The organism is Mesobacillus sp., from assembly GCF_049588175.1.
Taxonomy (GTDB): Bacteria; Bacillota; Bacilli; order Bacillales; family Cytobacillaceae; genus Mesobacillus.
Genome location: NZ_JBAVFI010000559.1, coordinates 1 through 11,718 on the forward strand (window position 1 = coordinate 1; position 11,718 = coordinate 11,718).

13 protein-coding genes are annotated in these 11,718 nt (G+C 39.2%); 8 read left to right on the forward strand and 5 right to left on the reverse strand.

Translation table 11 applies throughout. From position 1 onward, the window contains the following. A partial coding sequence (locus tag WB217_RS13680; RefSeq protein ID WP_423993766.1) for an NAD(P)-dependent oxidoreductase occupies window positions 1-544 on the forward strand: 544 nt, incomplete at its 5' end. Window positions 545-617: 73 nt separating this feature from the next. After that, window positions 618-794 (forward strand): hypothetical protein, encoded by a 177-nt coding sequence (locus WB217_RS13685; RefSeq protein WP_167831916.1) that lies wholly within the window; start codon window positions 618-620, stop codon window positions 792-794. A 216-nt stretch (window positions 795-1,010) separates the two neighbouring features. Here the strand turns inward: WB217_RS13685 and WB217_RS13690 are convergent, their stop codons facing one another. Continuing rightward, a complete protein-coding gene (locus tag WB217_RS13690) occupies window positions 1,011-2,156 on the reverse strand; it encodes an aminotransferase A (RefSeq protein WP_423993767.1) in 1,146 nt (381 codons plus the stop codon). A gap of 132 nt (window positions 2,157-2,288) precedes the next feature. Between WB217_RS13690 and WB217_RS13695 the strand changes: the two genes are divergently transcribed. Together WB217_RS13695 and WB217_RS13700 are read left to right on the forward strand one after the other, a co-directional pair. Then, a complete protein-coding gene (locus tag WB217_RS13695; protein ID WP_423993768.1) occupies window positions 2,289-2,759 on the forward strand; it encodes a DinB family protein in 471 nt (156 codons plus the stop codon). A 205-nt stretch (window positions 2,760-2,964) separates the two neighbouring features. Next, the gene (locus tag WB217_RS13700; protein ID WP_423993770.1) at window positions 2,965-3,867 is read left to right on the forward strand and encodes a chemotaxis protein; all 903 of its coding nucleotides are present in this window, start codon (window positions 2,965-2,967) and stop codon (window positions 3,865-3,867) included. Between the two features lie 72 nt (window positions 3,868-3,939). Here the strand turns inward: WB217_RS13700 and WB217_RS13705 are convergent, their stop codons facing one another. Both WB217_RS13705 and WB217_RS13710 read right to left on the reverse strand, forming a co-directional pair. Continuing rightward, window positions 3,940-4,410: a YkyB family protein gene (locus WB217_RS13705; protein ID WP_423993771.1), complete on the reverse strand. Its 471-nt coding sequence runs from the start codon at window positions 4,408-4,410 to the stop codon at window positions 3,940-3,942. Window positions 4,411-4,535: 125 nt separating this feature from the next. Continuing rightward, on the reverse strand, window positions 4,536-5,033 hold the full coding sequence (locus tag WB217_RS13710) for a L,D-transpeptidase family protein (protein WP_423993773.1): 498 nt from the start codon (window positions 5,031-5,033) through the stop codon (window positions 4,536-4,538). A gap of 221 nt (window positions 5,034-5,254) precedes the next feature. On the opposite strand from WB217_RS13710, the gene WB217_RS13715 reads away from it, so the two are divergent. Then, window positions 5,255-7,360, forward strand: coding sequence for an EAL domain-containing protein (locus WB217_RS13715; RefSeq protein WP_423993775.1), 2,106 nt, complete (start codon window positions 5,255-5,257; stop codon window positions 7,358-7,360). Window positions 7,361-7,372: 12 nt separating this feature from the next. Here WB217_RS13715 and WB217_RS13720 read toward each other — a convergent pair whose 3' ends face one another. Further along, on the reverse strand, window positions 7,373-8,254 hold the full coding sequence (locus WB217_RS13720; RefSeq protein ID WP_423993776.1) for a metallophosphoesterase: 882 nt from the start codon (window positions 8,252-8,254) through the stop codon (window positions 7,373-7,375). Window positions 8,255-8,462: 208 nt separating this feature from the next. Between WB217_RS13720 and WB217_RS13725 the strand changes: the two genes are divergently transcribed. Beyond that, window positions 8,463-8,690, forward strand: coding sequence for a hypothetical protein (locus WB217_RS13725; protein WP_423993777.1), 228 nt, complete (start codon window positions 8,463-8,465; stop codon window positions 8,688-8,690). Between the two features lie 96 nt (window positions 8,691-8,786). Here the strand turns inward: WB217_RS13725 and WB217_RS13730 are convergent, their stop codons facing one another. Continuing rightward, window positions 8,787-9,590 (reverse strand): C39 family peptidase, encoded by an 804-nt coding sequence (locus WB217_RS13730; RefSeq protein ID WP_423993778.1) that lies wholly within the window; start codon window positions 9,588-9,590, stop codon window positions 8,787-8,789. Between the two features lie 259 nt (window positions 9,591-9,849). On the opposite strand from WB217_RS13730, the gene WB217_RS13735 reads away from it, so the two are divergent. Continuing rightward, window positions 9,850-11,073, forward strand: a complete 1,224-nt coding sequence (locus WB217_RS13735) for an EAL-associated domain-containing protein (RefSeq protein WP_423993779.1) — start codon at window positions 9,850-9,852, stop codon at window positions 11,071-11,073. A 76-nt stretch (window positions 11,074-11,149) separates the two neighbouring features. Further along, window positions 11,150-11,392, forward strand: coding sequence for a hypothetical protein (locus WB217_RS13740; protein ID WP_423993780.1), 243 nt, complete (start codon window positions 11,150-11,152; stop codon window positions 11,390-11,392). Window positions 11,393-11,718 lie beyond the last annotated feature (326 nt).

The window sequence follows — 11,718 nt, forward strand, 5'->3', positions numbered from 1 at the left end:
GCAGGCCAAGGAGAAAGAGATTCATGCCCTCGATGCGCCTGTTTCGGGTGGAGATGTTGGTGCTCGGGAAGCCAAGCTCGCCATCATGGTTGGAGGGGACAGTGAAGCATTTTTGGAAATTGAACCGCTGTTGAATATTCTTGGCACGAACATTGTACACCAGGGGGAAGCAGGGGCAGGGCAGCATACAAAAATGTGCAATCAAATCGCCATTGCCTCAAATATGATCGGGGTTTGTGAAGCGATCATTTATGCTGAAAAAGCAGGCCTCGATCCCGAAACTGTATTAAAAAGTATTTCTACGGGGGCAGCTGGAAGCTGGTCACTTTCAAATCTGGCACCTCGAATGATCGATGAAAACTTTGAACCTGGGTTTTATATCAAGCATTTTATCAAGGATATGAAAATCGCCCTCGACGAAGCAAAACGGATGGATATGGATGTACCTGGTTTATCACTTGCTTTGTCACTCTATGAACAGCTGGCAGAAAAAGGTGAAGAAAACAGCGGTACACAGGCCCTGTATAAGTATTGGAAACAATAAGAAATCCATTAAATATTTTCAAGTCATAGCTTCCCCTTTAGGTAAAATACTAAAACAAAAGGAGGGGATTGCTATGGCAAAAAGAACAAAGAAGAATGATCCGCAGCAAAAAAATAAAAAGGGTTTTGATTCTGCAGTAATCGATTCGGAATTTTCGCATGAAATTGGAAGTGCTGCAACAAACAAAATCCATAAGGATAAAGCAAAAAAAGAAAAAGCTCCGAAAAACAACGGAAAATACAAAGGGTAAAAGGAAAAAGCCGTTCCGATGGGGAACGGCTTTTCTATTTAAGGCTATTGAGACTTATTCCGTTAGTTTCACCGAATTCCGGTTACCAATTAAGGTAATTGGTGACCCAGATTGTAAGGTTCTCAAGATTCCGGTCATCAAATGGCTATTGGTGACTCATTTCGTTCGTATCTCAATATTTCGGTCAACAATAAAGTTATTGGCAACCACATGATTTTACCTGTTCAAATAATTTTCAAGACGGTCTAATCCTTCTTTTAACGTATCCATTGAATAGGCGTACGATAATCGGAAATATCCCTCTCCAAGCTCAGAAAATGCACTTCCGGGAACAACAGCAAGCTTAAACTTTTCCACAAGCTCCATGCAAAAATCAAAGGAAGATATGTTTTCACGAGGGATTTTTACAAAAAAGTAAAAAGCTCCTTCAGGCTTTATTACATCAAGGTTCATCGAAGTCAGGCGGTTGTATACATAATCCCGCCTTAAAGCATACTCCTTCTTCATAGGCTCAGCGTCATCGATCCCATTCGTCAAAGCTTCCAATGCAGCCATTTGCGAAATGGAGGTAGCGCAGGTTACATTGTATTGATGTACTTTTAAAATATGCTTCGCTAAATATTCAGGAGCGAAAAGCATTCCAATTCTCCAGCCTGTCATGGAGTGTGACTTTGATAACCCGTTGATCACAATCGTTTTATCCTTGATAAATTGGGCGATTGAAACATGCTTTTGTTCATAAACAAGCTCACTATATATTTCATCAGCAAGAATGAAGATATCTTTATCAATAACGAGCTGCGCAATCTCTTTAAGTTCTGTCTCGTTTAGGCTTACACCAGTCGGATTTGAAGGGTATGGAAGAACAATACATCTCGTTTTTTCGGTAATCAGGCTTTCAATCAATTCAGCAGTCATGCGGAATTGATTTTTCCTAATATCTGCATACACGGGAATCGCACCGCACAGCTTGATGATAGGCTCGTATCCAACGTAAACCGGTGCAGGAAGGATCACTTCGCAGCCTTCCTCAAGAATTGTCCTGAAAGTTATATCAATGGCCTCGCTGGCACCTGCGGTAATAATCGTTTCGTGTTCGGCTGAATAATCAACGCTATACTTTTGTTGGTAAAAATTAGCCGCTGCTTGCCTTAGCTGAAGGAAACCAGCGTTATGTGTGTATGTAGTGAAATTATTATCAATGGCTTTTTTACCAGCTTCTTTTACATGATCCGGTGTCGGAAAGTCCGGCTGGCCAATGGTTAACTGCACCATATCTTTAACATCTGCAACCAAGTTGAAAAACTTCCTGATGCCTGAAATTTCTATCTCTTTAACCCTTTTGTTTATTAAATGCTCCACGAATATCATCCCTCCGATAGAATATCACTAGTTTATCATGTTAAAGCGAAAAGGTGTAAAAATGATAAAAAGGTTATTTAGCCACTTTGGAGAATATTATTTAATATGAATAGCAAGGAAGGGGACAGAAAAGTGAATGTAGAACAAATGAAACAGCATTATAGAGATTTTGACCAATGGGCAGATTCATTAAGGGAATTACAAGATGGCGAATGGCACAAACCTCTTAGCGAAGGAAAGTGGTCCGTAGCTGCGGTTGTAGCACACCTATTGCTATGGGATAAATATTCGCTTGCAGAACGCTTTCCTTTCTTTAAAGAAGGAGCTGAACTACCGTCATATCCGGATTTCCAAAGTGTAAATGACCGCGCCCGAGAGTATGCTGAGATGACTTCAAAAGAGCAAATCCTAGATGAGCTGCTTGACACACGAAGAGGCTATCATGAACTGCTAGAGCTAACAAACAGTGAGAAGCTTGCTGTTTCCTTCAAAATATCCACGCATACATTAACGGTTGAGGAATATGTTACGGATTTCATCCAACATGATCTTCACCACCAAAAGCAAGTAGACGAGGCGCTCGGCAGAACACTCGTAAAATAACGTAAAATCTGATGGCAAACCGATTATCGGTTTGCTTTTTTATTTGGAACCAACATGCTGTTTAAGTTTTATATTAAAAAGCCATTTTTTATGTTTGCAGCCAGGAATACTTTCAATCTAAACAGTTCTGAATTCACAGCCGATAATAAGAATAATGAAACGTATTTCAAAATAGTTTCACTTCAAAATCGGAAGGACGAATGAAATGAACGATAGCAGTATTTTATTAGAGGCCGGTACGAATGAGCTTGAAATTGTAGAGTTCAGTATCGGTGAAAATAAGTTTGCCATAAATGTGATGAAAGTAAAAGAAATCCTCAATCCTGTTCCAGTTGTTGCTATTCCTCATGCCCACCCATTTGTGGAGGGAATAATGGAGTTGCGTGGCGAAGTGCTGCCAGTAGTGGATGTTGCTGCTGCTCTTGGTCTCCCGAGTTCTGACCAATCACATCTTGATAAGTTTATTGTTGCAGAATTTAACCAGCAGAAGACCGTTTTTCATGTACATAGCGTAACACAGATACACCGCATTTCCTGGGGGCAGATTGAAAAACCGTCGGAAATATACCAGGGTGCTGATAGCCAAGTAATCGGCGTCATAAAACTGGGAGGGCAAATGATTTTGTTCCTGGACTTTGAAAGAATCCTGCTGGAAATAAATCCTGATTCAGGTATTAAAATGAGTGAAGTCAAGAAATTGGGACCCAGGGAAAGATCAAATAAAAGGATTGTGATTGCGGAAGATTCAGCCATGCTGCGTAAAATGCTTCATGACACCTTGTCTGAAGCAGGCTACCATTATCTTGAGTTTTTTGAAAACGGAAAGGATGCAATTGCCTATCTTGAACATTTAGCGGAAAATATCCACGATTTCAGAGATGCAGTGCAGCTGGTGATCACAGATATTGAAATGCCTCAGATGGATGGACATCACCTTACCAAAAGAATCAAAGAGCATTCAGTTCTATCAATACTGCCTGTCATAATCTTTTCTTCTTTAATCACAAATGAACTGAAGCATAAAGGAACTGTAGTTGGTGCCGATGCTCAAATAAGCAAACCTGACATTGGTGATCTTGTCCTAAAAATAGATGAGCTAGTTTTGTAAAATCCAATTTTCACAAATAATCCTCCAATGCGTTTGAAGCAAAAAAAAGAAAGCTGACTCGTTCAGCTTTCTTTATGGATAGCGTTCTCCAAGTTTCTTGAAAACAGGTTTTGCATACTGTCTCGTTTTGCCTGTGCCTACAGGTTCCTGGGTTTCCTTTAATCCCGTATATGTCGCCAGTAATTTTTTTGCGTTGTTTAATGAAATGAAGGCTTTTGGATTTCTTACTGATTGATCAAGCTTTCCTAAATGGGGAAGCTGTTCGAAATCAAGTTTGCTTGGCGGAATATGAAAGGTGTAATCACCGCAAACGACGAGTACATCTGATTGCTGCTGGCTGTTCCTGGGGTTGTTGGAAAAATGAAGGCCCGTTTTTTTAGCCTTCCCCTCCTTAAGCATCTTTTTAATTGCATCATGTTTTAGCTGATATAAATATTTTGGGTTTGGCGCAGTTTTGGCATGACGATTCACAGTGAAGATTGCTTGTGAGAGGTTCTCAATCGTTGGACGGAGTTGGGGAATTTTGTTTCTTTCATTATTCAATGGATAGGCTCCTTTCTTTCATTTAGGCTCTCTTTTCAAGATAATTTTATTATACCCTTTATTTGTTTAATTGAGAAATGAAAGCCTATCCATATATACAATTCACATGTAGCACGGAGAGCAGCTTATCTGATTATCGTTACTCTCGTTCCATTTGGAACCTGCCTGGCTAGCTCTAAGACATCTCTGTTTTGCATTCTGATGCATCCTTTGGAGACTTCCTTGCCGATTGATGAGGGATTGTTTGTCCCGTGAATCCCATAACCCAATTTGGATAGCGAGAGCCACATGACTCCATAAGGTCCTCCGGGATTTGGTTCTCTATTAACAATCACAAATTCGCCAACGGGTGTTTGTGTCAGCATTTTCCCAATTCCCACAGGATATGTTTTTATCACTTGGCCAGATCTGTATAATGTCAGTCTTTTATTCATTAATGAAACAGTTATAGAGTACGGAACCGAATATGGATCAGGCAGCCCAGGAATGATGATTCGTTGTCCAGGGTATATTAGTGCTGGATTTGTAATTGAGGGGTTTGCTGAAAGAACTTGCCTAAGGCTGCGCCGGTAATTTGAGGCAATGACGGCAAGTGTTTCGCCTGGTTTCACTATGTGTTGCATGGAATCTCCTCCTCTAAACTCAGCTTATGCCGGGTCTATGCTGGAGTTTCATAACTCACTAATTCTGTATATTGTGTTAGAATGTCTTTTTTTGGCGAATAATTTTTAATATTTAAAAATTATTGTCGTTTTTCCTCATTTTTAAAGTTAAAATAGGAATATAACACTATTTCAGAAACATGGAGCAGGTACTTTTGTACTTCTGGAATGAGGATGGTTAAATGAATCAGACTAAGCAAGCACGATTAACATATAAAAGGACTAATCCTACTTCAAAAAAAATTGAAACAATGATTTCAGACATCATTTTTAAGCATGTAAAAGATCTTGTTTTTATTATGAGGGTTGAAGAAGGAGAGCATTTCCGTTACATATTTGCCAATGAAAACGGTATGTATCATGCTGGGATCGATCCAGAGGACATAGGTAAGAGAATGGAAGAAGTATTGCCATTCCATCGAGCATACCCAATGAAAAAGCATTATCAGAAGGCAGTAGAGACAGGGAAAGCTGTTGTTTTTTACGATGAAGTAAGTCTTGACCATGATCGGCAGGTCCTGGGTGAAACCTTGCTTACTCCAATTTACGGTGAAAACAGCGATATTGAATTTGTCGTTGCTGTGACCCGTGATTTTACCGAAAACTTTATGGAAAAGCAAAGAATGATAGAAAGTGAACAAAGGTATCGTTCACTGATCGATCATAACTTGGATGCTGTTTTATCAATAGACCTGAAAGGGAAAATCCTCGACGTAAACCCAGCTGCACAAATCCTTACAGGCTATACTGTTAAACAGTTGAAATCCAAAAGGATTTTTAGTTTGATATGTGAAACTGATGTACAAATCTTTAGCAGCATTATAGAAGAGACCAAGCTAGGAAACGCTATGGAATCAATTGATTGCCGATTCATTCATCGAAAGGGACAGCATTTAACGATTCATCTTAAAACAATTCCAATCGTTATCGATTCGGAAATAAAGGGAATGTATGTCATTCTCCGTGACCTTTCGGATCAGGCAAAAAGTACGGAACTAATTAAATACATGGCATTCCATGATCAGCTGACTGGCTTGCGCAATAGACGTGCACTCCTTGATCAGCTTGATGATTTGGTGAACAGGAAAAGAAGAACAAAAGATGAATTTGCTCTTCTCTTTATCGATATAGATCGGTTTAAGTATTTGAATGATACGCTTGGACATATTGTCGGTGACCAAATATTGAAGCAAGTGGCTGATAGATTAGTTGAAATTCAAAAAGAATACTGCACCGTATACCGCCAGGGCGGGGATGAATTTATGATTGTCCTGGAGAATACAGACAGACAGGCAGCCGGGGAATTTGCCCAAAAAGTATTGTCCCGGTTCATGGAATCCTTTTATTTTAATTCACAAGAATACTATATTACACCAAGCATCGGCATCAGCATATTTCCAAATGACGGTAGAGATTCAGAAACTTTAATAAAAAATGCAGATGAAGCCCTATATAGTGTGAAAGAAAAAGGGAAGGCACATTATCAATATTATCGTGCAGACATGCAATCTACAGGCATCAATGTCATTGCTCTGGAAGCCCATTTGCGCAAGGCGATTGAACGCGAGGAATTGGAATTATATTTTCAGCCGCAAATTAACTTGTTTACGAAAGAAATAAAAAGTTTTGAGGCATTGCTGCGCTGGAATAGCAAGGAGTTGGGGTTCATTTCTCCGGCTGAATTCATCCCGCTTGCCGAGGATACCGGTTTGATCATCCCGATAGGCAATTGGGTCATTGATAGGGCGTGCAGGCAAATTAAAGAGTGGAATGAAAAGGCAGGCAAGCCTATCAGGATTGCTGTCAATATCTCTCCAAAGCAATTTTTGCAGCTTGATCTTGTTAGAATCATCAAGAATGCAATTGATCAATATCGGATACAGCCATCCCTGCTAGAAATAGAAATTACTGAAGGGGCAATGCAGGATACGAAGGAAACGATTCCTATCTTGAAGAAATTAAAAGATTTGGGGATTACCATTTCAGTAGATGACTTTGGGACAGGATATTCGTCTTTAAGCTATTTAAAGCAGTTTCCAATTGATGTTCTAAAAATAGATCAAAGCTTTGTCAGAGACATCAAATATAATGATAAAGATGCTGCAATCATTACGACAATCATCCATTTAGGCAAAAGCCTGGGAATGGAAGTCGTGGCAGAGGGTGTCGAAGAACAAAGCCAGGTAGATTTCCTTATAGCCGCCGATTGTGAAAAGGCGCAAGGATTTTATTTTGCTAAGCCGTTAAGAGTCCAAGAAGCAGAAGAAAAATTTATCTTAAAACAATAAGCAAGCAGCTAATTAGCTGCTTGTTTTTTCATGATATAGGGTGAATAGTGCCAGTTCGGGCTGAGACAAGAATCGGAATGGAAGTCTGGTCGTTCCAAGCCCGCGATTCACATACAGCGTCAATGCATTTTCATCTCCAATAGTATAGAAGCCTTCAATGTATTTTTCAGCGAAAGGCGGCGTCACCAATGGACCGTAAAACGGGATTTGGATTTGCCCCCCATGGCTGTGGCCGCTAAGCTGCAATTGAATGGGATACCGTTGGGCTTCATCTGCTTTATCTGGCGCATGAGATAAGAGGATGGTGAAAGAATTTTGAGGAATTTCTCCCATCGCGGCGGCGAGATCAGGTTTGCCAAGCATGGCATCGTCAATCCCGGCAATCATGAGTGTACTTCCATCAAGCAGCTTAACAGCTGCAGATGTATTTAACAAAAGGTTGAATCCAGACTGTTCCATGATTTGCTTATATAAATCCGACCCATAACCTCCATGATCATGGTTCCCATAAACAGCAAACTTCCCGAGCGGCGCATTCAGCTTGCTTAGTATGGAGATGATCGTATTAATTTCTGTGAAATGGCGGGGATCATCGAGTAAATCTCCAGTGAAAATAATGATGTCCGGTTTAATGTTATTTATTTTTGTGATTAATTTCTCAAGTTGTTCCATCGTATACTGGAAACCAATATGTGTGTCGCTGAATTGAATGATTTTGACTCCGTCAAACCCAGCGGGCAAATGAACATTTTTAATCTTGTGTCTTGTTATATCAAGCATACGTGGTTCCACTTCACGCGCATAGAAGTAGCTCCCTGTGCCAGAAGCGGCTACAGCAAGGAAACTACCAAATGTCCTCTTTATAAACGTCCTCCGAGTCACTTTTTCAGACATTCATTTTTACCAACCTATCTCCAAATTTTCTCTATTATACTAGCAAACAAAACTGGAAAATAGAAGTACCATTTTAGGTAATATCACCTCGAAGACTGGTATACTAGGGTTTTTATTTTCTCTGAGAAGGGAAGAGAAAGGAAATAAAGCAAGTCAGTTTCCAAGAAAAAAACAATAGAAGCTTTATTTTATCAGAGGTGATGGTGTTATGAAGGATTATGATTTGCGAATTGAGATGATTTTTATACCAGCTAAAAATGGGTATATTAAAGTATTTATTTACGGTTTTTCCAATTTAGGTACATGGGGAAATGCGGTGGCAGAATTTAATGGACTATCAGTATCGGCAAAAGGGTTCAATAAAAAAAGGACAATCGTGCGTTCGATTTCAAAGCTGCATGAATCGCTTGTGAAAAAGGGCAAGAAAAATGATTGAAATGTATAATACTAAGAGTAAATTTCTCATTAGAGTTTTGTATTAGGATTAAGTAAAAAGACAAGGCCGGAAGATTATCCAGCCTTATCATGTTAATCATTTATAGCTAACGGCTCTGGATTGCATGGCTTTCCAGGTGCCAATAAAACGTTGTTTATTTACAGGGACCTGTTTCCTGCCAGATAAAGGGTCGTTTAAATAGACAGTATTTCCCTCATACCCTACCAGGACGACTGCATGCAAGTCGAGCGGGGTTTTTATGACCTCATTGCCATGTGTCCATGAATCCCATCGATCTGGCATCCTATAATCACCTGTAGTCCAGATTACTACTGGATAGCCCTCAGAAACATGTGTGAGAACTTCGTCAAAATTTTTGCCGGTCAAATTTACCGCTCGGCCTGGAAGATAACGATTGATTAAGTCCACCATTGGTTTTTCAAAAACAGCATAGCCTGCATTCCTTCCAGTCATGTCTCCTACAAAACCTTCAGCAGGATTGCCCCAGCTTAAAATATCTCCTCTTGAGGATTTTTTTAACGGATCAGGATCTTTCTTTAGTTCCCTGAATAATTTCATCTTATTTGTGTCTTCGCCAGCATATTTAAGCATCATCGCAAGGCTGGTTACTTCACATCCATACTTTAATTCAGGGTTTTGGTTAATTAAGGGAACGTTCATCAACGTTTTATCTTTAATTTGTGGCTGATGTTTCGTTTCTTGCTTAACGTTTATTTCTTTTAATGTTTTTTGGGTTTCCAGCTTTTGAATTGGCTTTGGACTGTCTGTAATAACATTCGGCGCTTCAGTATTTAGCGTCTGCACATCATTTTCGGCGGGCGAGCCGTGGCTGCATCCAAGCAATGGAAGAAGAATGCCAATGAAATGCCATGCTTTCATGTCATCATCCTTCCATAAGCTCTAATGTTAGTTTTAGTTTATCGAGTGCTTTTATAACATGAGGAAAATGGAAACAGTGTAACTGATGGATTACTCATAATATGGTAAAATCATTCATATCACATTAATGGAACCAATTAACCGATGCCTCGATAATAATATGAATTTTTGCTTTACATAAACTAGAATGATTTTTGGCTTTAATTTTATTAACGAATCGATCACTGGAGTGCTTATCTGATGGGGGAGGAGTTGATTTATGGACGCGCTTGATATTTTGACAGACCTTAACAATGTCATTCCTTATTTTCAGCCTATTTTTAATGCGGAAGAGCATCGGATTGTTGGCTATGAGATTTTAGGGAGATATAAAAGCGAGAAAGAAACAGTTAGTTTGGGTCCTTTTTTTCTAGATGAAAATATTCCTGAAGAGTATCGAATTGAAGTCGATAATACGGTTTTGACAAAGGCGCTTGAAATCGCTTCGCTATCAGAGAAAGATGATGTTATGTGGTTTGTAAACCGCGATGCCGAGTTATTGATGCTTGATGACGGAGAACAATTTTTACAGCTTATTCTTAGTTTTAAAGAAAAAGGCATCCATCCTGACCAAATCGTCCTTGAAATATCTGATCGGAAATATGGAAAGGAAAATAGCCATAGCCATATTGAGCATTTATTAAGTTATTACAAATCTTATGGAATCAAAATTGCCATTGATAAGGTTGGGAACGAAAGCAACCATCTTGACCGGATCGCAGATCTTGAACCTGAAATCCTTAAGATTGATATGTCCTCATTGCGTTCGAATTCAGCAGGCTCAGGTTACCTTGATGTCCTTCATTCTTTATCGATTCTTGCCCGGAAAATTGGTGCTACTTTGTTGTTTGAAAATATTGAAACGACGTATCAATTGCAATTTGCCTGGAAAAACGGCGGCAGGTTTTATCAGGGATTTTATCTTCAAAAACCGTATGAAGCGTTAGTCAGCCGGACTATTTTGAAGGAGAAATTGAAAAAAGAAATTCATGGCTTTATTTTATCCGAAAAGAAAAGGCTGCAATCTTTCTTTGACTTAAGAAGTTCATTGAATTCAAAATTTCAGGATTTAATTAACCGTAATAAAAAAATCCACAATAGCAGTGAGTTGTTGATGTCACTTGGTAAAAGCTTGGATGGGAAGGCTTTTAGAATGTACATTTGTGATGAAGATGGTTTTCAAAAGTCTCCAAATTTATATAAAGCCGGGGAAAAATGGTTGCTTCAGCCAGAATATCTGGATAAAAATTGGAGCTGGCGGCCCTACTTCCTTGAAAACATTATCCGGATGAGGACCGGGAAAAAGGGGATTTTATCTGATCGGTACAGCGATATTGAAACTGGTGAGGTAATTCGGACGTTTTCATTGCCATTAAACGAAACGGAATTTTTGTTCGTCGATTTAAGCTCAGCATACCTGTCTCAAAAAGAAGGGTTATTTTGACAAGAGAAGAGACGAATAGCAATGGAGAAATAGCACATTTTATATATATATACAGCCTTCTCAAAGGGGGATTAACATGAGCTTTTTTACAACAATGTTGCTATTGGCGGGGGCCGGGGTGCTTGTTGCGGGTCTTTTCTATACCTGGTCATTTGGCAAGGCACAGAAAAGAACAGATGCTAATCTGGACTCACAGATTCCAGGAGCCGTCCAGGAACACGCCTATATTCGCAATCCGGTATTCCTGACATATATCATAGTCCTTTCCATAGCACTGCTGTTCGTTGTTTACTTCGCGGTAACAACAGCAAGATATTAACCTCCTTATGGGGGTTTTTTTTATTCAAATATTAAAGTGAAAAAGTTGGAACTGGAATAATGATGCATTGACGAAAAATCCGTTTTAATTACAATTTTTTTGACTTTTGCGTTAGTTCGATTTTTTTAAGGGTAAATTGAAACTACGAAGCATATTTTATGTCATAAGATGCTGTTATTTTGCGAATGAATTACATCATCCTCTAGGGTAAATGTTGGTAAAATGATATTTACAGTCCTGAAGAAAGGGGAAGGGAAAATGGACAAGCGATCATGGCTATTATTGTTATTTTTATCACTACTATTATGGGTAGTTCCTGTAAACAC

Bases quoted from the DNA above. Each gene is read 5' to 3' on its own strand.
- WB217_RS13710 (WP_423993773.1), bottom strand. From the start codon at position 5,033: ATGCAACACATAGTGAAACCAGGCGAAACACTTGCCGTCATTGCCTCA.
- WB217_RS13735 (WP_423993779.1), top strand. From the start codon at position 9,850: ATGGACGCGCTTGATATTTTGACAGACCTTAACAATGTCATTCCTTAT.
- WB217_RS13740 (WP_423993780.1), top strand. From the start codon at position 11,150: ATGAGCTTTTTTACAACAATGTTGCTATTGGCGGGGGCCGGGGTGCTT.
- WB217_RS13715 (WP_423993775.1), top strand. From the start codon at position 5,255: ATGAATCAGACTAAGCAAGCACGATTAACATATAAAAGGACTAATCCT.
- WB217_RS13725 (WP_423993777.1), top strand. From the start codon at position 8,463: ATGAAGGATTATGATTTGCGAATTGAGATGATTTTTATACCAGCTAAA.
- WB217_RS13685 (WP_167831916.1), top strand. From the start codon at position 618: ATGGCAAAAAGAACAAAGAAGAATGATCCGCAGCAAAAAAATAAAAAG.
- WB217_RS13720 (WP_423993776.1), bottom strand. From the start codon at position 8,254: ATGTCTGAAAAAGTGACTCGGAGGACGTTTATAAAGAGGACATTTGGT.
- WB217_RS13730 (WP_423993778.1), bottom strand. From the start codon at position 9,590: ATGAAAGCATGGCATTTCATTGGCATTCTTCTTCCATTGCTTGGATGC.
- WB217_RS13700 (WP_423993770.1), top strand. From the start codon at position 2,965: ATGAACGATAGCAGTATTTTATTAGAGGCCGGTACGAATGAGCTTGAA.